Below are 22,768 nucleotides of genomic sequence, written 5' to 3' on the forward strand. Positions count from 1 at the left end.
CGGGGACGACCCCACCTTTTCAGGAAAGGGGCTCGTCGTGGCCTGGATCATTCTCCTCATCGCCGGATTGTTCGAAATCGGCTGGGCCGTGGGCCTGAAGTTCACCGAGGGCTTCACCAAGCCGATCCCGATCGCCCTGACCGCCGTCAGCCTGGTGCTGTCGATGGGCCTGCTGGGCTGGGCCGTGAAGACCCTGCCGCTGGGCACGGCCTATGCGGTCTGGACCGGCGTGGGCGCGGTGGGCACGGCCATCGTCGGCATCGTGCTGTTCAAGGAGCCGGCGACCGCCGCGCGGCTGGTCTGCCTGGGCCTGATCGTGGCCGGGATCCTCGGGCTGAAGGTGTTCAGCGCCGGTTCGGCGGCTTAGGCCGCCGCGCGGCCCTCCAGGGCGATGAAGTCGAGGCAGCGCTGGGCGACGGCCTCCCAGCCGGGTTCCCCAGGCAGCCAGTGGCTCATCTCGGGGAACACCTCGACGCTCCCGCCCAGGCGCGCGGCCGTCTGGCGGACCGTGGCGGGCGGATGGATGACGTCCTGCCCGCCGGCGATGGCCAGCACCGGGCAGCCCGGCGCCGAGACCGAAGTGGTCATGAACGGGTCCAGCCACCAGTTCAGCGTCTCCCACAGCGCCCGGCCGCTCTCGGCCGTCATGCGGGCGAAGATCGCCTTGCGCTCGGGCTTGGCTAGCCGGTCGACGCTGTAGCGACGCACGACGCCGTAGTCCGGCGCGATGGCCTGCAGCCAGTAGGGGCCGAAGGTGTAGAGGCTGACGGCCGACACCGCCTCCTCCAGGCTGGCGCCGGAGACGCCCCAGGGCGCGGACGGAGCCAGCAGGATCAGCTTGGAGATCTTGGCGCGCGAGGCGGCCATTTGGGCGACCAGGCCGCCCATGGAGTGGCCGATCAGAATCGGCGGCGTCTCGCAGGCGTCGGCCAGGCGCGCGACCTGGCGGGCGTAGTCGGTCATCGAGACGCCGGCGGCGCTGCTCGCGCCGTCGTGGCCGATCAGATCGGGCGTCAGCACATCGTGCCCCGCCGCCTCGAACGGCGCGCGGAAGGCGTCGAAGGTCCAGCCGCCGCAGAAAGCGCCGTGGACCATGATCACGGGTGCGCGCATGGACGCCCTGAAGAAACCCCGCCGACGAAGCAGCCGGCGGGGTTCAGCCTACACTTACTTCGCCGGCTTGGGCGAGGTTTTGGCGGGCGCCTTTGTCGCAGGCTTCTTGGCGACCGGGGCCTTGGCGACGGCGGCCTTCGGCTTGGCTTCGGCCTTCGGCTTGGCCGGAGCTTTCGCCGGAGCCTTGGGCGCGGCGGTCTTCGGCTCGGCGGCGGTCTTGGCCGGAGCCTTCGCCGCCGGAGCCTTCGCAGCGGGGGCCTTCGTCACGGGAGCCTTCGCCGCCGGGGCGGCCTTGGCGGCCGGCGCGGCCTTCGGAGCGACCTTGGCCGGGGCCGGAGCGGCCTTCGCCTTGGCGACCGGCTTGGCGGCGGCCTTGGGCGCCGCGGCGGCCGCGACCTTCGGCTTGGCCGGGGCCTTGGCGGCGGGCGCCTTGGCCGGAGCGGCGGCGGGTTTCTTCGGCGCGGCGGCCTTCGGGGCGGCGGCGGCCTTGGCCGGAGCCTTCGCGGCCGGAGCCTTCGTCGCCGGAGCGGCCTTGGCGGGCGCGGCGGCCTTGGACTTGGGGGCGGCCTTCGGCTTGGCCGGGGCCGGAGCCGGAGCCTTTGCGGCCGGCGCCGGGGCCGGGGCGGGCGCCGGAGCCGCCGCGACCGGGGCCGGCTCAGGCGCCTTCACGGGTTCGGGCGCTGGAGCCGGGGTCGGCGCGGGCGCCGGGGTTGGCGCTGGCGTCGGCGTCGGCGCGGCGGCCTTGGCCGGTTCGGGCGCCGGGGCGGGGGTGGCCGGCTTCTTGCCGCTCAGCCAGGCGATCAGGTCGTCGAGGATCTTCATCGTGTTGGGCTCGTCTATGAGATAATGGGCGTTGTTCGGATATTCCTTGTAGTCGGCGGTCGCGTACTTCTTGCCGACTAGGCGGACGTCTTCGACCGGCGTCGTGCGGTCCAGCGCGCCCGCGAGCACCAGCACCGGCACGGTGACCTTGCTGGCGTCGACATAGGCGGTCTTGTTGGGGTCCTTGTGCGGCCAGGCCAGGTCGGCCAGCACCCGCCCGCTGTCATGGACCATCTTGGCGTAGAGCTCGTCGTGTCGCGCGGGCGGCACGGCGTTGGCCACGCCGAACTTGAAGCCCGCCTTCCACATCTTGCCGGCCTTGGTCTCGGGCTTGGAGGACAGAGCCAGGTTCAGGAAGGTGAAGACCGGCGCCAGCTTGGGCTTGCCGCGCGCATCGGCCGGCGAGGCGGGGGCGAACAGGGCGAGCGCGGACGCGTGGCCGGCCTCGGCGACCTTCTGGGCGATCAACCCGCCCATCGAATGGCCGATGACGATCGGCTTGCGGCCCGTCTCCTTGGCCAGGGTCTGGGCCAGGGCGCTCATCTCGGCGACGTAGTCGGCCAGGGTCAGCCCGGCCAGGCCCGCGCGCGGGCCCTCGACCGTGCGCACCGCCGACCGGATGGTCGGGGCCTCGACGCGATAGCCTTCGGCGCGCAGCCGGGCGGCGACGGGACCCCAGACGTCCCCTCCGCAGCCGTAACCGTGAATCAGCAGAACCGTGTCCGCCATTCCGTTCTCCCCACCGCGACGAACGCCGTTTTCAGGCATTCCGCGCGAACCCCGCGAAGGCGGCGACCACCGCTTCGTAGACCCCGCGCTTGAAGGGTACGATCAGTTCGGGCGTTTCGTCGAGCCTACCCCATTTCCAAGCGTCGAACTCGATGTGCTCGTCCGCCTCCAGATCGATCTCAGACTCCTCGCCGATGAAGCGATAGGCGAACCAGACCTGCTTCTGACCCCGCCAGCCGCGCGAGCGCTTTTCGTTGGCCAGGACCTCGGGCGGGAAGTCGTAGGTGATCCAGCCCTCGGTGCGTCCGAGGAGCTCGACGGACGTCACGCCGGTCTCCTCGGCCAGTTCGCGGCGGGCGGCGGCTTCAAGATCCTCGCCCTCGTCGACGCCGCCTTGCGGGAACTGCCAGTCGTAAGGCGGCGCCTGCTTGTGGCGGCGGCCCAGCCAGACGCGGCCGTCCTGGTGGAACAGGACGACGCCGACGTTCGGGCGGTGCTGGGGGTAGTCGGGCTCGATCATCCCGAGCCTTGTTCCACGAGTTCAGGCGGGGCGCTAGCTTAACGGTGGGCTAAGGCCGAGGCGGGGGCCAGCTGCAGGCCGCGCGCCTGCAGGCCGGCGGACCAGATGCGGACCTGGGTGATGGTCACCGGATAGGCGAAGCCCGAGCCCAGCGACTGGCCGCGACCGGCCGCACCGTTCTCCAGCGCCCGCAGCTGGGCGTCGATGGCGCCGGCCGACAGCTCGTCGTCGATCACCCGGTCGGCCGAGGCGCGCGGGATCGGGCCGCCGCGACGCGAGGCCAGGCCGTCGTCGACGAAGGCCAGACCGCGGGCCTTCAGCACGGCGTTGAAGGTGGTCATCGCCTGGTCGCTCTCGACGAACCGGGCGCCCAGATAGTTCGACAGGCCGAAGTAGCCGCTGGCGCGCGACATCAGCCACTCCAGCTTGCGCACGGTGTCTTCCGGCCGGTTGGCGGCGATCAGGGTGTAGGGGCCGGGGTCATTGGCCGGATAGTCGGCCGGCTCCATCGGCGTTTCCAGCAGCACCTCGTGGCCATGGGCGCGGGCCAGGTCGATCCAGCCCTGCAGGCCCTCGGCATAGGGCGCGAACGACAGGGTGATCTCGCCCGGCAGGGTCTCGATCGCCGCGCGGGTGGTCTGGGCGTTGAGGCCCAGGCCTCCGATGACCACCGACACCTTGGGACGGCCGTTCGGCGTGAACGGGCGGGCGTAGGCTTCCGCCGCCGTGCGACCATCCGCGCCGATGATCGGCAGCGGGCCGCCGCCGGGGCCGGGCGCGGTCAGGCCAGCGATCGGGGCCTGGGCCAGGCCCGGCCCCTGCGGGATCGGCGGCAGGTTCTGAAGGCCCTCGATCGGCGTCGCCTCGCCGCCCTCGGGGGCGACGGGCGCGAAGGGATCGCGCGACAGCCCCAACTGGCCGGGGACGAAATCGGCCTCGTGGGCGGGATCGCCGCTCAGCGCCTCGCGCCAGCCGTCCGGCGCGTTCTTGGTGGCGCCGATCTTGGTCAGCTCCAGACGAATCACCGGCGCACCGGCGTGCGGGTCGCTGGTGATCAGCACCAGGGTCGCCAGCGAGGTCAGGAACAGAAGGGCCGCGCCGCTGGCGCCGATATAGGGGTTGCTCAAGGCGGCCATCAGCTTGGCGCGCAGGTCCCCGGATCCGCCCTCGGCGGGCGCGGCGGCGGCATAGGCGGGCTTGCGCGAGAACGTGACGGCCATGACCCGGACAGGCTAGCGAGGAAGCTTCGAAGATATGGTTAACGAGATCCTGCGATCGGCCGGCGGCGGCGCGGCGCGACGTCGCGGGCCCAACGAAAAACGCCGCCCCGGTGTCCCGGAGCGGCGTTGATCTGGGGCGGGAAGAACGCCCTATTTGTTCTGGGTCACCGGCGCCTTGCCGGCCGCGGCGGCCGCCTTGGCGGTGACCTCGGCGACCTTGGCCGCCGGCTTGGGCAGCTTGGGCGTGGCGGCGACCGAGCCGGCGTTCAGCACGGCGATGGCGCGCTCCAGCTGGAAGTCGCCCTTCTTGTCGTCGAAGGCCGCCGGCGGCGCCTCGGCCGGGGCGTGCGGCGCGACGCGGGTCTTGCCCTCGTCGGCGTTCAGCGCGTTCTTGAAGCTGGCCTCGCTGAACCAGACGCGGTTGGCGATGTCCTGGGCCTGGTCGCGGGTCTGAGCGACCTCGAGGTCCGGGGCGATGCCGGTCTTCTGGATCGAGCGGCCCGACGGGGTGAAGTATTTGGCCGTGGTCAGCTTCAGGGCGCCGTCGGCCCCGCCGCGCAGCGGGATCACGGTCTGAACCGAGCCCTTGCCGAAGCTGGTCAGGCCGACCAGTTCGGCGCGGTGGCGATCCTGCAGGGCGCCGGCGACGATTTCCGCCGCCGAGGCCGAGCCCTGGTTGATCAGCACGACCATCTTCATGCCGTTCAGCAGGTCGCCGGGACGGGCGTTGTAGCGCTGGATGTTGCGCGGGTCGCGGCCGCGCTGGCTGACCACCTCGCCGCCGTCCAGGAACACGTCGGCCACGCCGACCGCCTGGTCCAGCAGGCCGCCGGGATTGTTGCGCAGATCCAGGATCAGGCCCTTCATCTGCGGGTTCTTGGCCTTCAGGTCGTTGATCGAGGCGACCACCGCGTCGGTGGCCTTCTCGTTGAAGCCCGGCAGGCGGACATAGCCATAGTCGCCTTCCATGCGGGCGATGGCCGCCTTGGGCTTGATCACCTCACGAACCAGCTTGACGTCGAACGGGTCGGTCTTGTCGCGGGCGATGGTCAGGGTGACCGCCTCGCCGGCCGTGCCGCGCATCTGCTTGACGGCCTCGGTGACCGTCAGGCCCAGCACGCTCTGGCCGTTGACCGCGGTGATGTAGTCGCCGGCCTGGATGCCCGCGCGCGAGGCGGGGGTGCCGTCCATCGGCGAGATCACCTTCACGACGCCGTCCTCGCTGGTGACCTCGATGCCGAGGCCGCCGTACTCGCCGCGCGTGGTGTCCTGCATGTCCTCGTAGCTGTCGGGCGACAGGTAGCCCGAGTGCGGATCCAGGCTGGTCAGCATGCCGTCCAGCGCCGCTTCGATCAGCTTCTTGTCGTCGACCTCGGTGACGTACTGGTCCTCGACCGTGCCCAGCACGTCGCCGAACAGCTCGAGCATCTTGTAGGTCTTGGTCTTGGGGGCGTTGTTCGCCTGGGCGATGGGGCTGACGTAAGCCATCGCGCCCGCGCCGAGGACGAAAGCCGAAACTCCGATGAGCAGATACTTGCGCATTAAGGCCCTGAAGGCTCCCTGGCGGCGCGCGGCGCCGCAAACCGTGTTTAGCCCCGTCCAACCACTGACAGTGGCCGTAGGTGTAATTACGGCCACCATTACTGAAAAAGTCGACTATCGCGACTCTTGTTTGAGCCAGCGTTCCGGGTCCGCCGGCTCACCGTTCTCCCGGACCTCCATATAGAGTTCCGGATCGGAGGATACATGATCCGGCATCTTCCCGATGGGGGCGCCGGCCGCGACAGATTGTCCGGGTGACGCCGTTATCTGGTCCAGGCCGGCCAGCACCAGATGATAAGCGCCTTGCGAGCGCAGGATCAGCACCGCGCCCCAGCCGTTCAGCGCGCCGGCGTATTCGACGGTGCCCGCGGCGGGGGCGGTGACGGTCAGGCCCTTGTCGACACGGATGGTCAGGCCGGGCGACTTGCCCCCGGCCGGCATCTCCTGGCCGAAGCGGCGGACGATGGCTCCTGCGGCGGGGCTGCGCAGGTGCAGCGGGCCCGTCGGCTCGACCCGGCCCAGCCCATCGGTCAGAGCGCCCAGGGTGCGCAGTTCGCTCTCCTCGGCCAAAGCCTCGTGGGCGAAGGCGCGCTCCAGCTGGGTCTTCTCGATGATCAGGCGCTCGATCTCGCCCTTGCGGTCGGCCACCACGCTCTCGGCGGTGAACAGCTCGGCCGAGGCGGCGGCGGCTTCGCGGCGCAAGGTCCCTACGGCCGTGGCCTGGCGGGCGTAGGCGTCGGCGCGGCGCTGCAGCTCCGGCGTCATCGCCCGGATCAGGATCGCCGCCCGCACGGCGTCGCGGGCGTCGCCCGGCGAGACCAGCAGGGCCGGCGGCGGGTCGCGGCGGAACAGCTGCAGGGCCGACAGCAGCAACGACAGCCGCTGCCGGTTGACGCCCAGGTCGGCCAGGATCGAGCGCTCGCGGGCGTTCAGCGTTTCCAGTCGGGCGCGCTTGGCGTCGACATCGGCCCCGGCGGCGATGCGGGCGTGATCCAGGCGGTCCAGCTCGGCCCGAAGATCCTCGATCTCACGGCGGGTGTCGGCGGCCTGCTGGCGATCCTTGGCGCGCTGGGCCTCGATGGCGCGATCGGCGCGCTGCCAGCCAACCACGGCCGTGGGAACGGCGAGGGCCAGGGCCACGAGGCCGATGACGAGTCGTGAGCGGGACATCGCTCGATCTCTAGCCCTAATCGCGGTGATAGGGCGAGCCCGACAGGATGGTGGCGGCGCGATAGACCTGCTCGGCCAGCATCGCCCGAGCCAGGGCGTGCGGCCAGGTCTGCACGCCAAAGGCCATGGTCTCGTTGGCGGCCGACAGGATCGAGGGATCCAGACCGTCGGCGCCGCCGATCAGGAACACCACGCGGCGATGGCCGTCGTCGCGCAGCCGGGCCAGGTGATCGGCAAAGGCGCGGCTCTTCCAGGCCTTGCCGTGCTCGTCGCAGGCCACGACATAGGCGCCCTCCAGGTGCGGCCGCAGCACCTCGGCCTCGGCGGCCTTGCCGGGTTTCCTGGCCTCGACCTCGACGATCTCGACAGGGCCCAGGGCCAGGGCGCGACCGGACGCGGTGGCGCGGGACGCATAGTCCAGGGCCAGTTGCGCCTCGACCATGCGGCCGAGTTTTCCGACGGTGAGGATGGTGATCTTCATCGGGAAACAGGGCTCGAGGCCGCTATCCCTTCACGAGACAGCGGCCGAGCGCGAGAGATCAGTTCGCAGCCGTACGGTGCGGGGCGTCGACCGCCCAGATCTTCTCGATGTTGTAGAAGCTGCGCACTTCGGGGCGGAACAGGTGGATGACGACGTCGCCGGCGTCGATCAGCACCCAGTCGCAATGCGGTAGGCCTTCGACCCGCGCCTTGCCGAAGCCGTTTTCCTTCAGCGCCCGCAGGATGTGATCGGCCAGAGCGCCGACGTGACGGTGCGAACGGCCGGACGCCACGATCAGGCTGTCGGCGACCGAGCTCTTGTCCGTCAGGTCGATGTGGACGATGTCCTGGGCCTTGTCGTCGTCCAGGCGGGTGAGGATCAGGCGCTCCAGCGCCTTCACGTCGAGGGGCAGACTCAGGCCCGGGGATTCAGTCGAGGACTCGGCGCCGGCCGAGCCTTCGTGCGCACTTTGCGCGGGGTCGCTACGCAGCGGATTGCTCCTTATGGGGTCGCTGTGGATATCCCTCATAGCACGGAATTGGAGAAACCGTGAGGGGGTGATGGCCGAACGCTGTTTGGCCGCGCGGCGTGAGGCCTCCGCGCCACGCCGGAAAGCTTGGCCTTCAGCCTTTCGGCCGCCCTGTCTGCCGCGACCTCAAAGCCGTCGAGGAGGCGAAGTTCAGTGGGCCGGTCAGGTAGACCCAGGCCGGGGCCGTGGCGTCGGGCAGGCGCGCGGCGGCGCTGGCCGGCCAGCGGGCGAAGGCGAAGCGGCGGGCGGCCGGGGCGGTGCGGGCTTTCAGCGCGATCCAGGGCCGCGAGATCACCGCCACCGGAACCTCGCGCATGATCTGGGTCCAGCCGCGCCAGCGGTGGAAGGTGGCCAGGCTGTCGGCGCCCATCACCCAGACGAACTTCACGCCCGGATAGCGCGCCCGAAGAACCCGCAGAGTGTCGATCGTGTACCGCGAACCCAGCCGCGTCTCGGCGTCGGAGACGATCATGCCCGAGCCGCGCGCCCAGCGGCGGGCGGCGGCCATGCGCTCAGCCACGGGACGGGTCTCGTGCGAGGACTTCAGCGGGTTCTGCGGCGAGACTAGCCAGATGACCCGGTCCAGCTCCAGGCGACGCATGGCCGTCTCGGCGACGTGGGCGTGGCCCTCGTGCGCCGGGTTGAAGCTGCCGCCGAACAGGCCGACGCGCATCCCGGGCTCCAGGTGGAACCCGAGGCGCTGGGCGTTGGGCCGGCCGGCCTCAGGGACGAGTCTGGCCGGTCCCGCGAACCACATACTTGAACGTCGTCAGTTGCTCGGCCCCAACCGGGCCGCGGGCGTGAAGCTTGTCGGTGGCGATGCCGATCTCGGCCCCGAAGCCGAATTCGCCGCCGTCGGCGAACTGGGTCGAGGCGTTGACCAGCACGATGGCGCTGTCGACCGCCGCCACGAAGGCGTCGGCGGCGGCCGCGTCTTCGGTGACGATCGCGTCGGTGTGGCCCGAGCCATGGGCGGCGATATGGGCGGCCGCGCCGTCCACGCCATCGACCACGGCCACGGCCAGGATCGGCGCCAGGTATTCGGTGGTCCAGTCCTCCCGGGTCGCCGTCGTCATGGACGGCACGATGGCGCGGGCGGCGGCGTCGCCGCGCAGTTCACAGCCGGCTTTCACCAGCGCGTCGGCGATCGGCGGCAGCAGGGTCTCGGCGGCGGCCCTGTCGACGAGCAGGGTCTCGGCCGAACCACAGACCGACACCCGGCGCAGCTTGGCGTTGACGACGATGTCGACGGCCTTCTTCGGGTCGGCGGCCGCGTGGACGAAGACGTGGTTCAGGCCTTCCAGGTGACCCAGCACCGGGGCGCGGGCCTCGGCCTGGACGCGGGCGACCAGGCTCTTGCCGCCGCGCGGGATGATCAGGTCGATGGCCTTGTCCAGGCCCGACAGGATGGCGCCGACGGCGGCGCGGTCCGGGGTCTTCACCGCCTGGACGGCGGCGGCGGGCAGGCCGGCGGCCTTCAAGCCGCGTTCGATCGCGGCGTGGATGGCGAGGTTGGAGTCGATGCACTCCGAACCGCCGCGCAGGATCACCGCGTTGCCCGAGCGCACGCACAGCGCCGCGGCGTCGGCGGTGACGTTCGGGCGGCTCTCGTAGATCATGGCGATCACGCCGATCGGGGTGCGCACGCGACTGATGTCCAGGCCGTTGGGCCGGGTCCAGCGCGCGGTGGCCACGCCGATGGGATCGGGGATGTCGGCCACGGCCTCGACGCCCGCCGCCACGCCTTCCAGGCGTTTCTCGTCCAGCAGCAGGCGTTCCTGCATGGGAGCGGTCAGGCCATTGGCGCCGGCGCGGGCCAGATCCCTGGCGTTGGCGGCCAGAATGACGGCGGCGTCCCGGCGGATCTCTGCGGCCATGGCCCGGATGGCGGCGGTGCGCTGCTCTGGCGTGGCGAGGCGAAGCGCGCGCGCGCCCTCGCGGGCCGTCCGGCCCATCCCCGCCATTGTCGCCTGCAAGCTGGCGCCCGCGTCGTCCATCGTCCCGGTCCTAATCCTAATGGCCCTGGTAAGTTATGCTCAGGTTGAGGCTTACCTAGGCGCTTTCCGGCAAGGATGAAACCGGCTTCGTCTGAAAACGGATGGAGTTTCGCTGCGTGGCCGATGCAGGCCCGGGTTTCGAAGAGGTTTCCGTGTCACAGGGCGCCAGTTCTTCGCGAACAGGTCACCTTGCCGCCTTATGGAAGCCCGTGAGCGCACCTATCTGTGCGTTCGAGGAGTCCATGGACAGTTTGCTTTCCCCCGTCAGCGCGTTCGTTTCGCAACACCAGGCTTGGGCCGGCCCGATTCTCGGGGCCCTGACCTTGCTGGAATCGATGTTCCTGATCGGAGCGTTCGTGCCGGCGACGGCCTTGATGCTGCTGGCCGGCGGCCTGATCGCCAGCGGCGCGCTGGATCCCGTCGAGGTGTTCTTCTGGTGCGTGGCCGGCGCGGTGCTGGGCGACGCCATCTCGTTCCAGATCGGCCGCCAACTGGGCGCGCGCGCCCTGCGCCATCCGGCCCTGCGGTCACGCCGCCGCGCCGTGGCGCGCACGCGCCTCTATGCCAGCCGCTATGGCGTGGTGTCGGTCTTCGTGGGCCGGTTCTTCGGGCCTCTACGCGCTTTCGTGCCGGTGATGGTCGGCATGCTGCAGATGCGCGCCTGGGTCTTTCAGGTCGCCAACGTCGTCTCGGCGATGCTGTGGGTCGGCGTCCTGCTGGCGCCGGGCTACCTGGCCGCGCGAGGCCTAGCGCTGCTGGAGCTGGAAGGCTGGGCGCTGTGGCCGCTTCTGGGCGGCGGCGCGGCCATCGTCCTGGGCGGCTCGGCCCTGATCAACGCGTTGCGCCGGTCGGCCCAGCGTCGGCGCGCGGCGCTGCCGGCGACCCTCTAAGGGCGCCGGCCTTTTCGCTCGTCCTATTCGGCATCCCAGGCGTAGGCCTTGTCCAGCCAGTCGCCCAGGCGCCCGTCCGGTTGGGCCAGGCCGTGGATGCGGGTCATCTCGTCGTCGGTGAGGGCGAAGTCGAGAATGTCGAAATTCTCCTCGACGCGCTTGGGGTTGCTGGTGCGCGGGATGGCGATGACGCCCTGCTGGATCAGCCAGCGCAGGGTGACCTGGCCCGGGGTCTTGCCGTGAGCGCGGCCGATCTCGATCAGCGTCAGATCCTGGCCGACCTTGCCCTGCGCCAGGGGCGACCAGGCGGTGATCGAGACGCCCAGGGCCTCGGCCTTGGCCTTCAGGGTCTTGAGCGAGAGATAGGGGTGATACTCGACCTGGTCGGTGGCGATCGGCGCCTCCGACAGCTTGGCGGCCTCTTCCAGCTGGGCCGCGGGAAAGTTCGACACGCCGATGGCCCGCGTCCAGCCGCGCGAACGGACCTCGTTCAGCGCCTTCAGGGTTTCGACCAGCGGGACCTCGGGCTTGGGCCAGTGCAGCAGCAGCAGGTCGACATGGTCGACGCCCAGGCGCTCCAGGCTCTTCTCGGTCGAGCGCTGCAAATCACCGTCGGCGAACTTGTCGATCCAGACCTTGGTGGTCAGGAAGATCTCGTCGCGCTTGATCCCGCTGGCCTTGATCGCCCGACCGACCTCGCGTTCGTTGCCGTAGATCTGGGCGGTGTCGATGTGGCGATAGCCGACCTCCAGCGCCTTCTCGACCAGCGTGACGGCCGCCTCGTTCTCCAGCTGCCAGGTGCCGAAGCCGAGGGCGGGGATCAGGACGTCGCCGGAGCGGACGGCGGGAACGAGCTTGGACATGAAGAACTCCGGAAAAGGCGTCAGGCGGATATGGGGGCGGGGTGGGCCTGGTCCCAGGCCTTCACGACCGTCTTGGGCGCGGTGGCGCGCCATTGGCGCAGGACCAGTCGCTGGACCGTGCCGGAATGGGCCTTGTCCAGGCGAACCAGCACATAGGGGTAGTTCTTGAAGTGGTCGGTGAAATGGAACACGTCCGGCTCGGCCTCGACCAGCATCTCGCGCTCGTCGAAGGGCACGGCCGGGCAGACCAGGCTCTCGCCGTCCTCGAACAGGCGGGTCAGGAACTTGCCGTGCGCCTTCAGGCACGGGCGGCCATAGGACGTGCCGTCCTCGACGCCGGGCAGTTTGAACGCGAAGGCTCTGACGTCTTCGTAGGTCATGGGCAAGCTCTCCCCAGCGCGACTATATGTGGTGAATGGACACCGAGAACACCCTGAAGACGCCGGTCCTGGTGCTGGGCGCGACCAGCCTGATCGGCGACCACCTGCTGCGGCGGCTGGTCGCCGAGGGTTTCGACCCCGTGGCCTTCAGCCGCCGGCCGCCGTCGGAGGACGCCTGCTGGATCGGCGGCGACCTGAAGGACGCGGACCTGGAAGAGCGCCTGCCGCCGGCGGCCACGGTGTTCTCGCTGTCGCCGATATGGCTGCTGCCGGCCGTGCTGCCGTTGCTGAAGGCGCGGGGCATGGAGCGGCTGATCGCCTTCTCCTCGACCAGCCGCTTCACCAAGACCGACTCGCCGGACGCGGGCGAGCGGGCCGTGGCGTTGGAGCTGGCCAGCGCGGAAGCCGCCGTCGAGACCTGGTGCGGCGAGCATGGCGTCGCCTGGACCCTGCTGCGGCCGACCTTGATCTATGACGAGGGCCACGACGAAAACGTCAGCCGGATCGCCCGCCTGGTGAAGCGGTTCCACGTCATGCCGCTGGCCGGTGCGGGCGAGGGGCTGCGCCAGCCGGTCCACGCGGCGGACCTGGCCGCCGGCGCCCTGGCCGCGGCCCATGCGCCCGCGACGCGCGACCGCGCCTACAACCTGGTGGGCGGCGAGACGGTGACCTACCGCGTCATGGTCGACCGGGTGTTCGAAGGCCTGGGCAAGACGCCCCGCAGCCTGCCGATGCCCGTGTGGCTGTTCGGTCTGATCATGCGGCTGGCCAAGCCGTTCTATCCCGGCGCGACCACGGCCATGGGGACCCGGATGGGCCAGGATCTGACGTTCGATTCCGGCGAGGCGGTCCGGGATTTCGCATGGGCGCCGAGAGCGTTCCATCCCCGGTTCTGAACCGATCTCCCGCAAGGGAGTAAGGGCGTCAATCCGCGTCGGCCAGCACCATGGCGAAGGGCGTCAGCGCGCCGTCGCGCTCGACATAGCCGCTGACCAGCTTGCGGTTGGGCGGCAGGGCGCCCAGGTCGATCTCCTCGCTCGGGAACACCACGGTGCGGCGGTCGCCGATGCAGACCACCAGTTCGTAGCCGTCGAAGGCCCGGCGCGACATGGCCTTGATGTACGAATAGTACGGCTCGCGCCGCCACGCGGCAGGCTTGCCGGGGTCGACGACCACGTTCAGGCGCTTGCCGTCGCGGTCGGAATACATGACGAAGCCGGCCTTGTCGGGGCGCCACTCGGGGCCGAGCTTCTCGGACGTGATCCACAGGCACATGAAGCCCCGGCAAGCGGTCGGGCGATGCTCGTAGTGGCCACAGCCGCCGCCTTTGCGGAAGTGCGAGCACCAGACGCCGTCGGCCTTGTCCAGGGCTTCGATCGCCAGGACCTTGCAGCACAGGCCGCATGACCCGCAGGTCTTGCCGGCGGCTGGCTGGGCGAACACCAGCTCGGTCACGCGGCGAAGCTCCGCACCACGCCCAGGTCGACGTCGCGATCGGGTCGGATCTCGAAGCCGCGCTGGCCGACCAGGACGTTCAGGGTCAGGCCGTCGGTGGCGCCGCGCGCGGCCCAGGCCCGCAGGGTGGCGTGGTAGGGCGCCTTGCGCCAGGCGTCGGGGCTGGCCGGATCGACCTCGACGACCATGCGGCGGCCCTGGTCTTCGCGGTGCAGGACGAAGCGGGCCCGGTCCGGCCGCCAGTCCTCGCCCAGGCCCTCGCTCTTCAGCCAGTAGCAGGCGAAGTCGGCGCAGGCGCGCGGGCGGTCGACATAGATGGCGCAGCCCGAACCCTTGCGGAAATGACCGCACCAGGCGTGCGGCGGCTTGGCCAGCGCCTCGACGCCCATCAGCTTGCAGCACATGCCGCATCCGCCGCAGCTCTTCCCGGCCATCGTCCCCATCCCGGCCAATCGTCAGGAGGCGGACGTTAGCGGGGCTGTGTGACGGTTTGATGCGGGGGAGCGGGGCGAGTCGTGCTCGGTCAGACGTCGCGGTTCTCAAACTTTGCTTTCCTGGGCCCTGTGCCCAGGACCCAGAGTTCAGGAACAGCTGAACGGCAGGCAGACCTCAGTCTGGCCGCCGCGCGAATTTTGATACGCACAGTGCGCCTTTGAGCTGGGTCCTGGGCACAAGGCCCAGGAAAGCGAGGATATTTGTCCCGTTGACTATCAAACGGCCTAACCCCTTGCGCACGTCGTCCGCGTCAGGGCGTAGCCGGCGAAGGCGTTTTCCTTTCCGCCCATCTTGGCGACGATGGTCCAGGTCAGCGTGTCGCCATCGCGCCGCCAGCGGTTGACGAAACTGGCGTCGGGATAGGCGTAGGCGATGTCGAAGCCGCCCGGCTGGACCTCGCCCTTGCCCGTGGCGGTGAAGTCGCCGCCGAAGCTGTCGGCCCAGAAGCCGGAGACGCCAATGGGCGGTCCATCCTTGGGCGGGACGCCTCGGCCCGCCAGCACCAGGTGGGCGGCGTAGCGGTCGGCCGGATCGGCCTTGGCGTGGCTATCGGCGTCCACCGTCAGCAGCGTTCCCAGCGCCGCCGGCCGCGCCGACAAGCTGATCTCCACCGCCTTGCCCATCACTTCGCCGGCGCCGCGCCAGCAGCCTTCCAGCGCCTTGACCTCGGCGGGAACCGGGGCGGGCGGCGGATCCTCCGCCCGGGCGGCCCCGGCCATCGCCAACAGCAAAGCGCTCACGCTCGACACGCGCATCATCATCCCCCGAACTGCGGCCGCCGATCCGCGCATGAGTCGGCCCTGACGCCTACTCGACGCCCGTGGCGCTCCACACGCCCAGCTCGTTGCCGGACGGATCGGTGAAGTGGAAGCGGCGGCCGCCGGGAAAGCCGAAGATCGGGGCGGTGATCACGCCGCCGGCCTTGACGACCTTGTCCAGCATGGCTTCCAGATCATGGGCGTAAAGGATCACCAGCGGCCGGTCGGTCGAGCCTTCCTGCGGCTTGGCGAAGCCGCCGTCTGCGCCCTGGCCCTCGAAGGCGACATAGTCGGGACCGTAGTCGACGAAGCTCCAGCCGAAGGCGACGGAATAGAAGCTCTTGGTCGCCGGCAGGTCGCCGCCCGGCCACTCGATGTAGTCGATCTTGCCGTCCTCGCGCATGACGCTCTCCAGGAGTTTTGTTCCTTTTTTGTTCTAGATGCCGCTTACGGCAGAGTCCAGACGCTGGTCCGCTTGACGGCGAAATCCTCGAGCTCGCGCGTGGTCTCGACCTGGTACTCGGCCAGCTTCAGCAGGTCGTCCTTGCGGAAATAGGTGCGGCCCGGATCGCCAATCAGCACGCTGGCGCCGGCGGCCCGACCCAGGCGTAACCAGTCCATCACCGCCTCGGCCATCGGCCGCTCGTAGCAGATGTCGCCGGCCAGCAGCACGTCGACCTCGGGTGGCGGGGCGTTCAGCAGGTTGACGTCGGTGAAGTCGACCGCGACGCCGTTGGCTTCCGCGTTCAGGCTGACGGCCGCCTCGCAGAAGACGTCGATGTCGGCGGCCAGCACGCTCCGCGCGCCCGCCTGCATGGCCGCGATGGCGACGATGCCCGAACCGGTGGCGAAGTCGATCACCCGCTTGCCCGCGACGATTTCGGGGTGGTCCAGGATGTAGCGCGCCAGGGCCTGGCCGCCCGCCCAGGCGAAGGCCCAGAACGGCGGCGGCAGGCCGATCTCTTCCAGCGCCTCCTCGGTCAGTTGCCAGATCGGCGTGATCTCGTCGGCCAGATGCAGCGACAGCTCGGGCGCGTGCGGCGTCGGCTGGAAGCGCGTGTTGTCGCGGATGAAGGCCCGCCGGCCTTCCAGGGTCTGGACGATCATGGGCGGCTTAGAGCACGCGGCGGGTCAAGCCGCGACCGGTTTGCTCGACGCGGCCTTCAGCACGGTCAGATAGCCCGGCGCGGTCAGCATGCCGGCGGTCAGGCCCTTCTTCTCCAGCAGGCGGTGGGCCAGCGGCAGGTTCCAGCACGGGGTGTGCATGAACATGTGGTGCTCGGCGTGGAAGTTGACGTGGTAGGGCGCGATCAGGGCGCGCTCGATCCAGTTGGCGTGGGTGGTGCGGGCGTGACGGAACGGGTCGGGCTCGTCCTTGGCCACCAGGGCGTGCTCGGCGATGTTGCGCAGGCGGGTGACCAGCGGAAACCACGTCGCCATCGGCACGATCCAGAGCGCCAGCCAGGCCCACCACAGGCCCATCGCCGACAGCACGAGCAGGATGCCCAGGTTCCAGAGCAGGAACGGCCTTTGTCGCGCCACCTCGCCGGCGAAGATCGCGCCTTTCGGCTGGTCGCCGGAAGAGACTCGAAGCTTGCCCAGCAGCGGCCCGAAGCGCTGCTTGAAGAAGGTCTGGCCGGTCAGGTCGCGGACGATCTTGCGGCGCAGGGACGCGCGGGTCGTCGGGAACGGCGCGGAGAGGACCAGGTCCGGATCCTCGGCCTGCTGCGCGAACTTGTGGTGGGTCAGGTGATAGGGCCGATAGCTGGCCAGCGACGCGCCCGTCGGGGCGGCGCACAGCCATTCGCCGATCCAGTCGTTGACCTTCAGGTTCGGGTGAAGTCCGCCGTGGGCGGCCTCGTGCATCAGTATGGCCAGGCCCAGTTGCCGCGCGCCGATCAGCATCACGGCCAGGACATAGGTCAGCGGGTTGGGGAACAGGACGAACAACGCCCCGGCCAGCAGGATCACGGCCCAGGCATGGGCGACCATGGCGATCCCGCGCCAGGACGAGCGCGCCGAGATCCGCGTCCATTCCTCGGGCGTGAAAAGGTCCTGGGGTTTGACGCGTGCGGCGACGGCCATGGAACGATCATCGCACATTCAGGTTGGTCCCGACAGCATGACCCGACGTCACATTCCGGAGCCGCCGATGCGCCGACCGACCGCCGCCTTCCTGCTCGCCATGACCTTCGCCGCCGGGGCCTTGCCGGCCGCGGCCGCCAGCTTCGACTGCGCCAAGGCCCACAAGGCCGACGAGCGGGCGATCTGCGCCAACCGCGCGCTCAACGACCAGGACGTGCGGATGGACCAGCTGTACGGCATCACCCGCCATCTCGTTCCGATGGGCGGGCGCGGCGCGATCATGGATGACCAGCGGGTCTGGCTGAAGTCGCGGGCTAGCTGCGGGGCGAACCGCGCCTGCCTGGCGCGCAGCTACGACGACCGCATCCGCCAGCTGAACACGGTCATGGACCGCGTCTACCGGCAGGGGCCGTTCTAAGCCTTTAGAAGCTGACGCCCGGCTTCCACAGCCCCGCGACCAGACCAGCGAAGACGATCAGGCCGGCGACGGCGTTGGACTTGAACAGCTTCAGCGCGCCGGAGCCGTCGTCCAGCCGGACGGCGGCGGCCTGGCGCGACAGGTGCAGGGCGAATAGGGCCGCCAGCGGCAGGAACAGCGGGCCGATGTTCCCGACCCAGCCGGCCGCGACCACGAAGCAGAACGACGCCAGGTAGAAGCCGGCCACCCCGACCTGGACCCGGTCGCCCAGCCGCCGAGTCGACGACTTGATCCCGGCCAGGGCGTCGTCCTCGATGTCCTGGATCGCGTAGATCGTGTCGTAGCCGAGGGTCCAGAAGATCCCCGAGGCGTAGAGCAGGGCGGCCGACCACGACAGATGGCCCACGGCGGCGGCGTAGCCCAGGAGGGCGCCCCAGTTGAAGGTCAGGCCCAGCCAGGCCTGCGGCCACCAGGTGATGCGCTTCATGAACGGGTAGCCGGCCACCAGCCCCAGCGACAGCACGCCCAGCCCGATCGCGACCCAGCCCAGGGTCAGCAGGATCAGCAGGCTGACCAGGCTGCAGCCGACCAGGAACAGCCAGGCCTGCTTGATGGTGATCAGCCCGGCCGGGATCGGCCGCAGGGCGGTGCGGGCCACCTGGGCGTCGAAGTCGCGGTCGACGATGTCGTTGAAGGCGCAGCCCGCCGCCCGCATCAGGGCGGCGCCGACGAACACCGCCAGCAGCAGCCACGGATTGGGCCAGCGGCCCTGCTCGGCGGCGGCCAGGGCGATCCCCTGCCAGCCGGGCAGCATCAACAGCCAGATCCCCGCCGGCCGATCGAACCGGCCCAGCTTCAGCCACGGTCGCAGGCGCGGCGGCGCGTGGCGGTCGACCCAGTTGGTGGTGGCGGCGTCGGGCAGGATCGCGGAGGTCATGCGGCGAGGCTTAACCCGCAATCGCGGAAGGGGGGAAGGGCGGTCTCAAGCTCGTCATAGGTAAATTCAATCTCTCTGACAGGAACGATCAATTGGATTTATCGCGCCCAAGCGGCGAATGTCTTCCTGCAAGTTGTTCGCAGGAGAGAAGCCATGACCCGCGCCGCCATTCGCCTGTCCGGCTGGAGCCTGCTCGTCGCGGGCGCCGGCGCCGGAATTGTCCTGCCCCATCCCGTGACCACCGCCTTCTGGACCGCCGCCGCCCGGCTGTTCGACCGCGTCGGTGATCGAGGCATGGTCGCCCGCCTGACGGCGGCGACCAAGTTCGGCCCCCGGATCCGCCGCGGGATGGACGGTCGACCGGCTCGCCGGGTCGGTGGGGTCGCCGAAGCGTTCTGAGGCTTCCGAGCGCCGCGCTGAAGCGCTAGCGTCTGAGAATGAGTCTCAACCCCCGTCGCAAGCCGCGTCGCCCCCTGACCCGCGTGGAGCGGTGGGCGCTGGACGGCGTGGGCGGGACGCTGCTGGCCATCGGCGCGGTGGGCGTCGTCACCCCAGGGCTGCCGACGACGGTTTTCTGGATCGGCGCGGTTCTGTGCTTCCTGAAGACCCGGCCCCACACCGTCAGACCGATGCTGCGCGTGCCGGTGGTCGGTCCGGCCATCGTCTGGTTCCTGCGCTGGCGGCCATTCGGCGGCGGACGCAAGCGGCGCCGCTGACGGGTCGCGAAAAGCGGCGAAAGCGCCTATCTACGCCTCGCCATGACCGACGATATCGAGGACGAGACCGAAATCGGGGCCCGCAAGCGCGCCCTCTCCAACCGCCAGGTGCTGGCCTTCGTGGCCCGGTTCTGGAAGCGGCGGCCGGTGCTGTTCGGCCTGGGCGTCACCCTGACCCTGGTGGCGATCGCCTTCGACCTGGCGCTGCCCTATGCCTCGGGTCACCTGGTCGACACGGTCACCAGCAAGCCGCGCGGCGACATGGGCGCCTGGCAGGCGCTGGGCCTGTTCGTCGGCGTCTATTTCGCCTTCGCGGTGATACGCAACATCGCCCACCGGTTCTGGATCCCGCTGGCGGCCCGGAACATGGAGGAGATGACCAACGAGGGCTTCGCCAAGGTGCAGGCCTTCTCGTCGGACTGGCACGCCGACAGCTTCGCTGGCGCGACGGTGCGCAAACTGACCCGGGCCATGTGGGGCTATGACAGCGTCACCGACGCGGTGACCATCTGGCTGGGGCCGGGGATCATCGTGCTGGTCGGCCTGTCGATCGGCATGCTGCTGCGCCAGCCCCTGGCCGGCGCCATCTCGCTGGTGGTGGTCGTCGCCTACCTGTCGGTGAACCTGTGGATCACCGAGCGCTACGTGCGGCCCAGCAACCTGCGCTCCAACGCGCTGGACTCGCAGATCGGCGGAGCCCTGGCCGACGCCGTGACCTCCAATCCCACCGTCAAGAGCTTCGGCGCCGAGCAGCGCGAGGCCGCGCGTCTGGCGCAGGTCACCGCCGCCTGGCGCGACGCGGTGATGGTGACCTGGAGCCGCTTCACGGACGTCTGGCTGGGCCAGAACCTGCTGCTCGTTGTGCTGCAGGCCGGCCTGACCGGCTCGATGGTCTGGGCCTGGGCCAAGGGCACGGCCACGCCCGGCGACGTCGCCTTCGCCATCACCGCCTTCATGCTGATGAGCGGTTATCTGCGGAACCTGGGCGAGAACATCCGCATGCTGCAGAAGGGCATCGACGACACCGAGGACGTCGCGGCCTGGACCAGCCTGCAGCCGCAGATCGCCGACGCGCCCGGTGCGCCCGACTTCCGGCCGGGCCCCGGCGGTATCGAGTTCCGCGACGTGACCTTCCGCTACAAGGCCGCCGGCGCGCCGCTGTACGACCATTTCAGCCTGAAGATCGCGCCCGGCGAGCGGGTCGCTCTGGTGGGGCCCACCGGCTCGGGCAAGTCGACCTTCGTCAAGCTGGTCCAGCGTCTGCACGACCTGCAGGACGGGGCGATCGTCATCGACGGCCAGGACGTCTCGAAGGTCACCCAGACCTCCCTGCGCCGGGCCATCGCGGTGGTGCCGCAGGATCCGGCCCTGTTCCATCGGTCCTTGCTCGAGAACATCGCCTACGCCCGGCCGGACGCCACCCGCGCCGAGGTCGAGGCGGCGGCGAAGAAGGCCCGCGCCCACGACTTCATCCTGCGCCTGCCCCAGGGTTACGACACCCTGGTCGGCGAGCGGGGTGTCAAGCTGTCCGGCGGCGAGCGCCAGCGCGTGGCCATCGCCCGCGCCTTCCTGGCCGACGCGCCGATCCTGGTGCTGGACGAGGCGACCTCGTCGCTGGACGTCGAGACCGAAGGCCAGGTCCAGGCCGCCGCCGAGGCGTTGATGGAGGGGCGGACCACGATCGTCATCGCCCACCGCCTGTCCACCGTGCGCGGCGCCGATCGCATCCTGGTCTTCCAGGGCGGCCGCGTCGTCGAGGAAGGCCGCCACGCCGAGCTGACTGCCCAGGGTGGGGTCTATGCCCGGCTGAACGCGATCAGCGCGGGCGTAGCCTAAGCGGGGCGGCCTAGGGCGCGGGCTGGCAGCCCTCGTCGATCGGTTGCAGCGAGAGCGCATAACCGCCGGCCACGAGGTCGCGGCGAGGCTTGGCCGGCGTCATCGCCACTTGGCCCGCCGCCATTGCGGCCTCGACATTGCCGGTCTCGCAATGGGAGGACGCCTGGGCGATCCGCCGCCAGCGGCCGTCCTTCAGCTGGAAAACGTCGAAGATGCTGCCCACGCCCAGCAGCACCTCGTCGGCGCCGTCGCCATCGACGTCGATCAGCAGGGCCTTGCACACCGAACCGGCGTTGATGCAGTCGGAGCGTCGATCGGAGTCCCAGGCCTGGTTGACGAAGGTGTCTGGCAGCTTCCTCCCCGCCGGATAGACGGTGACCCGCGAGAAGTCCGGCTTGGCGGGCTGGGGCGCGGAGCGGCTCTCCAGAACGCCAGCGTCCCGCGCTCGCCGGGCGATCTCGGGATCGGGATTGGCCTTCAAGCGGTCCAGGGCCTTGCGGCCGTACCGCCCGCTCTCGAAGCGCAGGAACTGGAAGTCGAACTTTTCGGCCGAGACCCTGCCGGCCTCCAGCCGCTTGACCTGGCTGGCCACCGACAGCCGCGCCGGGTCGGCGATCGGCGTGAACAGGGCGATCAGCAGCAGCACCGACACGGCGGCCATGACCAGGTTGGTCCGCTCCAGCGGCTTCATCCAGGGCGCGGGCCGCAGGGCGGCCAGAGTGTAGCCGACGGTGAAGCCGGTCGCGACGATCACATAGGTCGCGGCCAGCACCCGATCCGGCGTCAGGCCGTACTGGCCGATCCGCAGCCACAGGGCGTAGGCCGCCAGGATCACGACCGGGATCATCAGCAGGCTGGCGGCGCGTGCGGCCCAGCACAGGATCGGATTGGGTGGCTCGATCCCGTCCTGATAGGCGGCGTTGATCAGGATGATCAGGGCGGCGGCGGCCGACAACAGCAGGGACGCGGCCGCCTTGGTGCTCCACAGCGGCGCCAGGCCCGTGAACGGCAGGGTGGCCAGGAAGCCGGCGGCAATCACCACCATCAGCGGCAACAGCCAGGCCAGCAGGACCAGGCCCACCGTGCGCACGCCGCGCACCAGCCCCGCGCGGGCTTCGGTCAGTTGTACGGCCATGTGGACGGCGGCGGCGAACATCAAGCCGGTGGCGGGGAAGGCGAAGGCGGTCTCGCCGATCAGCTTCTGGATCGCCTCGACCCCGATCAGCTTGAACAGGGCGGCGGCCAGGAACAGCAGCAGCCAGAAGGCCCCGGTGAACAGCAGCGACAGGACCAGGCGCACGACATTGGTCCCGACCAGGTCGAAATAGTCGGCGTAAGGGGCCAGGGGCTTGTGGACCGCCTCGGCCGGCTGGACCAGATGGTGGGCGATGAACAGCAAGGCGGCCACGGCGACGAACAGCGGCGGCGACAGCGGTCCCGCCCCGATCCGGTCGGGCGCCGCCCCCGTCCAGGCGGCGTGGACCGCCAGGATCGCCGCCAGCGCCGCGGCGACCAGGCTCCAGCCGATCAGAAACGTCCGCCGCATGGCCGACAGCGCCGCCAGCGGGATCATCGGGACCATCAGGGCGCAGACCAGAAGCGGCGCGTACAGCGTCGGCTGGGTGGCCGGCCAGGTCTTGGACTCGTCGGCCTTCTGCAGCAGGAACAGGGCGATCCCCTGCGCCAGGCCGATGGCCAGCCGGGTCAGGGCGGTGGTGCGGCTGGTCCTGGCGTCCGTCGCGTCCGTCATGCCTCGGCGTCTCCCTCGTTCGGCCGCACAGCACCACGCCGCCGCCCGCTTGTGAAGCTGAG

General features: G+C 70.2%; 27 protein-coding genes. 7 read left to right on the plus strand and 20 right to left on the minus strand.

Annotation, left to right across the window (positions count from 1 at the left end; genetic code table 11):
- The first annotated feature begins 37 nt into the window (after window positions 1-37).
- Window positions 38-367 carry a quaternary ammonium compound efflux SMR transporter SugE gene (sugE, locus tag MZV50_RS01745; RefSeq protein WP_252632715.1) on the plus strand — a complete coding sequence of 110 codons (330 nt, stop codon included), beginning with the start codon at window positions 38-40 and terminating at the stop codon, window positions 365-367.
- On the opposite strand, the gene MZV50_RS01750 is transcribed toward sugE, so the two are convergent.
- The 10 genes from MZV50_RS01750 to MZV50_RS01795 all read right to left on the minus strand — a co-directional run bounded on the left by MZV50_RS01750 (window position 364) and on the right by MZV50_RS01795 (window position 10,123).
- On the minus strand, window positions 364-1,113 hold the full coding sequence (locus MZV50_RS01750; protein WP_252632716.1) for an alpha/beta hydrolase: 750 nt from the start codon (window positions 1,111-1,113) through the stop codon (window positions 364-366). The two genes, sugE and MZV50_RS01750, sit on opposite strands and share 4 nt — an antisense overlap.
- A 54-nt stretch (window positions 1,114-1,167) precedes the next feature.
- Window positions 1,168-2,664: an alpha/beta hydrolase gene (locus tag MZV50_RS01755; protein ID WP_252632717.1), complete on the minus strand. Its 1,497-nt coding sequence runs from the start codon at window positions 2,662-2,664 to the stop codon at window positions 1,168-1,170.
- A gap of 31 nt (window positions 2,665-2,695) precedes the next feature.
- A complete protein-coding gene (locus tag MZV50_RS01760) occupies window positions 2,696-3,184 on the minus strand; it encodes an RNA pyrophosphohydrolase (RefSeq protein ID WP_252632718.1) in 489 nt (162 codons plus the stop codon).
- A gap of 38 nt (window positions 3,185-3,222) precedes the next feature.
- The gene (locus MZV50_RS01765) at window positions 3,223-4,404 is read right to left on the minus strand and encodes a divergent polysaccharide deacetylase family protein (protein ID WP_252632719.1); all 1,182 of its coding nucleotides are present in this window, start codon (window positions 4,402-4,404) and stop codon (window positions 3,223-3,225) included.
- A 150-nt stretch (window positions 4,405-4,554) separates the two neighbouring features.
- On the minus strand, window positions 4,555-5,946 hold the full coding sequence (locus MZV50_RS01770) for a S41 family peptidase (RefSeq protein WP_252632720.1): 1,392 nt from the start codon (window positions 5,944-5,946) through the stop codon (window positions 4,555-4,557).
- Between the two features lie 114 nt (window positions 5,947-6,060).
- Window positions 6,061-7,116 carry a murein hydrolase activator EnvC family protein gene (locus MZV50_RS01775; protein ID WP_252632721.1) on the minus strand — a complete coding sequence of 352 codons (1,056 nt, stop codon included), beginning with the start codon at window positions 7,114-7,116 and terminating at the stop codon, window positions 6,061-6,063.
- A 16-nt stretch (window positions 7,117-7,132) separates the two neighbouring features.
- Window positions 7,133-7,597: a 23S rRNA (pseudouridine(1915)-N(3))-methyltransferase RlmH gene (gene rlmH / locus MZV50_RS01780; RefSeq protein WP_252632722.1), complete on the minus strand. Its 465-nt coding sequence runs from the start codon at window positions 7,595-7,597 to the stop codon at window positions 7,133-7,135.
- Window positions 7,598-7,655: 58 nt separating this feature from the next.
- Window positions 7,656-8,087, minus strand: coding sequence for a ribosome silencing factor (gene rsfS, locus MZV50_RS01785; protein ID WP_223395952.1), 432 nt, complete (start codon window positions 8,085-8,087; stop codon window positions 7,656-7,658).
- 133 nt (window positions 8,088-8,220) lie between these two features.
- A complete protein-coding gene (locus MZV50_RS01790) occupies window positions 8,221-8,883 on the minus strand; it encodes a nicotinate-nucleotide adenylyltransferase (RefSeq protein WP_252632723.1) in 663 nt (220 codons plus the stop codon).
- On the minus strand, window positions 8,849-10,123 hold the full coding sequence (locus MZV50_RS01795; protein ID WP_252632724.1) for a glutamate-5-semialdehyde dehydrogenase: 1,275 nt from the start codon (window positions 10,121-10,123) through the stop codon (window positions 8,849-8,851). Before MZV50_RS01795 ends, MZV50_RS01790 begins: the two co-directional genes overlap by 35 nt.
- A 242-nt stretch (window positions 10,124-10,365) precedes the next feature.
- Here MZV50_RS01795 and MZV50_RS01800 point away from each other — a divergent pair, with 242 nt between their 5' ends.
- Window positions 10,366-11,013 (plus strand): DedA family protein, encoded by a 648-nt coding sequence (locus MZV50_RS01800; protein WP_252632725.1) that lies wholly within the window; start codon window positions 10,366-10,368, stop codon window positions 11,011-11,013.
- Between the two features lie 23 nt (window positions 11,014-11,036).
- Here the strand turns inward: MZV50_RS01800 and MZV50_RS01805 are convergent, their stop codons facing one another.
- Together MZV50_RS01805 and MZV50_RS01810 are read right to left on the minus strand one after the other, a co-directional pair.
- Entirely contained in the window at window positions 11,037-11,876 is an 840-nt protein-coding gene (locus tag MZV50_RS01805; protein ID WP_252632726.1) for an aldo/keto reductase, read from the minus strand.
- A gap of 20 nt (window positions 11,877-11,896) precedes the next feature.
- Window positions 11,897-12,262 carry an MmcQ/YjbR family DNA-binding protein gene (locus tag MZV50_RS01810; RefSeq protein WP_252632727.1) on the minus strand — a complete coding sequence of 122 codons (366 nt, stop codon included), beginning with the start codon at window positions 12,260-12,262 and terminating at the stop codon, window positions 11,897-11,899.
- 29 nt (window positions 12,263-12,291) lie between these two features.
- Between MZV50_RS01810 and MZV50_RS01815 the strand changes: the two genes are divergently transcribed.
- Window positions 12,292-13,152: an SDR family oxidoreductase gene (locus tag MZV50_RS01815; protein WP_252632728.1), complete on the plus strand. Its 861-nt coding sequence runs from the start codon at window positions 12,292-12,294 to the stop codon at window positions 13,150-13,152.
- Window positions 13,153-13,180: 28 nt separating this feature from the next.
- Here the strand turns inward: MZV50_RS01815 and MZV50_RS01820 are convergent, their stop codons facing one another.
- The 6 genes from MZV50_RS01820 to MZV50_RS01845 all read right to left on the minus strand — a co-directional run bounded on the left by MZV50_RS01820 (window position 13,181) and on the right by MZV50_RS01845 (window position 17,049).
- The gene (locus MZV50_RS01820; RefSeq protein WP_252632729.1) at window positions 13,181-13,711 is read right to left on the minus strand and encodes a YkgJ family cysteine cluster protein; all 531 of its coding nucleotides are present in this window, start codon (window positions 13,709-13,711) and stop codon (window positions 13,181-13,183) included.
- Window positions 13,708-14,145: a YkgJ family cysteine cluster protein gene (locus MZV50_RS01825; RefSeq protein ID WP_252632730.1), complete on the minus strand. Its 438-nt coding sequence runs from the start codon at window positions 14,143-14,145 to the stop codon at window positions 13,708-13,710. The genes MZV50_RS01820 and MZV50_RS01825 overlap by 4 nt, the downstream gene beginning before the upstream one ends.
- A gap of 285 nt (window positions 14,146-14,430) precedes the next feature.
- Window positions 14,431-14,961 carry a hypothetical protein gene (locus MZV50_RS01830; RefSeq protein ID WP_252632731.1) on the minus strand — a complete coding sequence of 177 codons (531 nt, stop codon included), beginning with the start codon at window positions 14,959-14,961 and terminating at the stop codon, window positions 14,431-14,433.
- A 52-nt stretch (window positions 14,962-15,013) separates the two neighbouring features.
- On the minus strand, window positions 15,014-15,367 hold the full coding sequence (locus MZV50_RS01835; RefSeq protein WP_252632732.1) for a VOC family protein: 354 nt from the start codon (window positions 15,365-15,367) through the stop codon (window positions 15,014-15,016).
- A 44-nt stretch (window positions 15,368-15,411) separates the two neighbouring features.
- A complete protein-coding gene (locus tag MZV50_RS01840; protein WP_252632733.1) occupies window positions 15,412-16,071 on the minus strand; it encodes a class I SAM-dependent methyltransferase in 660 nt (219 codons plus the stop codon).
- Window positions 16,072-16,095: 24 nt separating this feature from the next.
- Window positions 16,096-17,049 carry a fatty acid desaturase family protein gene (locus tag MZV50_RS01845; RefSeq protein ID WP_252632734.1) on the minus strand — a complete coding sequence of 318 codons (954 nt, stop codon included), beginning with the start codon at window positions 17,047-17,049 and terminating at the stop codon, window positions 16,096-16,098.
- Window positions 17,050-17,116: 67 nt separating this feature from the next.
- Between MZV50_RS01845 and MZV50_RS01850 the strand changes: the two genes are divergently transcribed.
- Window positions 17,117-17,467: a lysozyme inhibitor LprI family protein gene (locus MZV50_RS01850; RefSeq protein WP_252632735.1), complete on the plus strand. Its 351-nt coding sequence runs from the start codon at window positions 17,117-17,119 to the stop codon at window positions 17,465-17,467.
- Between the two features lie 4 nt (window positions 17,468-17,471).
- On the opposite strand, the gene ubiA is transcribed toward MZV50_RS01850, so the two are convergent.
- Entirely contained in the window at window positions 17,472-18,404 is a 933-nt protein-coding gene (ubiA, locus tag MZV50_RS01855; RefSeq protein ID WP_252632736.1) for a 4-hydroxybenzoate octaprenyltransferase, read from the minus strand.
- Window positions 18,405-18,557: 153 nt separating this feature from the next.
- On the opposite strand from ubiA, the gene MZV50_RS01860 reads away from it, so the two are divergent.
- The 3 genes from MZV50_RS01860 to MZV50_RS01870 are packed head-to-tail and all read left to right on the plus strand — an operon-like array spanning window position 18,558 to window position 20,956.
- A complete protein-coding gene (locus MZV50_RS01860; protein WP_252632737.1) occupies window positions 18,558-18,803 on the plus strand; it encodes a hypothetical protein in 246 nt (81 codons plus the stop codon).
- A 38-nt stretch (window positions 18,804-18,841) separates the two neighbouring features.
- Window positions 18,842-19,120: a DUF454 family protein gene (locus MZV50_RS01865; RefSeq protein ID WP_252632738.1), complete on the plus strand. Its 279-nt coding sequence runs from the start codon at window positions 18,842-18,844 to the stop codon at window positions 19,118-19,120.
- 42 nt (window positions 19,121-19,162) lie between these two features.
- On the plus strand, window positions 19,163-20,956 hold the full coding sequence (locus tag MZV50_RS01870; protein WP_252632739.1) for an ABC transporter ATP-binding protein: 1,794 nt from the start codon (window positions 19,163-19,165) through the stop codon (window positions 20,954-20,956).
- A gap of 10 nt (window positions 20,957-20,966) precedes the next feature.
- On the opposite strand, the gene MZV50_RS01875 is transcribed toward MZV50_RS01870, so the two are convergent.
- Entirely contained in the window at window positions 20,967-22,706 is a 1,740-nt protein-coding gene (locus MZV50_RS01875) for a DUF4153 domain-containing protein (RefSeq protein WP_252632740.1), read from the minus strand.
- Window positions 22,707-22,768 lie beyond the last annotated feature (62 nt).

The sequence above is a fragment of the Caulobacter segnis genome (assembly GCF_023935105.1).
GTDB lineage: Bacteria > Pseudomonadota > Alphaproteobacteria > Caulobacterales > Caulobacteraceae > Caulobacter > Caulobacter segnis_B.

Coding starts and splice junctions, on each gene's coding strand:
- MZV50_RS01845 (WP_252632734.1), bottom strand. CDS start 17,049: ATGGCCGTCGCCGCACGCGTCAAACCCCAGGACCTTTTCACGCCCGAG.
- MZV50_RS01790 (WP_252632723.1), bottom strand. CDS start 8,883: ATGTGGTTCGCGGGACCGGCCAGACTCGTCCCTGAGGCCGGCCGGCCC.
- MZV50_RS01775 (WP_252632721.1), bottom strand. CDS start 7,116: ATGTCCCGCTCACGACTCGTCATCGGCCTCGTGGCCCTGGCCCTCGCC.
- MZV50_RS01770 (WP_252632720.1), bottom strand. CDS start 5,946: ATGCGCAAGTATCTGCTCATCGGAGTTTCGGCTTTCGTCCTCGGCGCG.
- MZV50_RS01760 (WP_252632718.1), bottom strand. CDS start 3,184: ATGATCGAGCCCGACTACCCCCAGCACCGCCCGAACGTCGGCGTCGTC.
- MZV50_RS01875 (WP_252632740.1), bottom strand. CDS start 22,706: ATGACGGACGCGACGGACGCCAGGACCAGCCGCACCACCGCCCTGACC.
- MZV50_RS01840 (WP_252632733.1), bottom strand. CDS start 16,071: ATGATCGTCCAGACCCTGGAAGGCCGGCGGGCCTTCATCCGCGACAAC.
- MZV50_RS01765 (WP_252632719.1), bottom strand. CDS start 4,404: ATGGCCGTCACGTTCTCGCGCAAGCCCGCCTATGCCGCCGCCGCGCCC.
- MZV50_RS01825 (WP_252632730.1), bottom strand. CDS start 14,145: ATGGCCGGGAAGAGCTGCGGCGGATGCGGCATGTGCTGCAAGCTGATG.
- MZV50_RS01865 (WP_252632738.1), top strand. CDS start 18,842: ATGAGTCTCAACCCCCGTCGCAAGCCGCGTCGCCCCCTGACCCGCGTG.
- MZV50_RS01815 (WP_252632728.1), top strand. CDS start 12,292: ATGGACACCGAGAACACCCTGAAGACGCCGGTCCTGGTGCTGGGCGCG.
- MZV50_RS01805 (WP_252632726.1), bottom strand. CDS start 11,876: ATGTCCAAGCTCGTTCCCGCCGTCCGCTCCGGCGACGTCCTGATCCCC.
- ubiA (WP_252632736.1), bottom strand. CDS start 18,404: ATGACCTCCGCGATCCTGCCCGACGCCGCCACCACCAACTGGGTCGAC.
- MZV50_RS01800 (WP_252632725.1), top strand. CDS start 10,366: ATGGACAGTTTGCTTTCCCCCGTCAGCGCGTTCGTTTCGCAACACCAG.
- rlmH (WP_252632722.1), bottom strand. CDS start 7,597: ATGAAGATCACCATCCTCACCGTCGGAAAACTCGGCCGCATGGTCGAG.
- MZV50_RS01755 (WP_252632717.1), bottom strand. CDS start 2,664: ATGGCGGACACGGTTCTGCTGATTCACGGTTACGGCTGCGGAGGGGAC.
- MZV50_RS01835 (WP_252632732.1), bottom strand. CDS start 15,367: ATGCGCGAGGACGGCAAGATCGACTACATCGAGTGGCCGGGCGGCGAC.
- MZV50_RS01860 (WP_252632737.1), top strand. CDS start 18,558: ATGACCCGCGCCGCCATTCGCCTGTCCGGCTGGAGCCTGCTCGTCGCG.
- MZV50_RS01870 (WP_252632739.1), top strand. CDS start 19,163: ATGACCGACGATATCGAGGACGAGACCGAAATCGGGGCCCGCAAGCGC.
- MZV50_RS01850 (WP_252632735.1), top strand. CDS start 17,117: ATGCGCCGACCGACCGCCGCCTTCCTGCTCGCCATGACCTTCGCCGCC.
- MZV50_RS01830 (WP_252632731.1), bottom strand. CDS start 14,961: ATGCGCGTGTCGAGCGTGAGCGCTTTGCTGTTGGCGATGGCCGGGGCC.
- MZV50_RS01795 (WP_252632724.1), bottom strand. CDS start 10,123: ATGGACGACGCGGGCGCCAGCTTGCAGGCGACAATGGCGGGGATGGGC.
- MZV50_RS01750 (WP_252632716.1), bottom strand. CDS start 1,113: ATGCGCGCACCCGTGATCATGGTCCACGGCGCTTTCTGCGGCGGCTGG.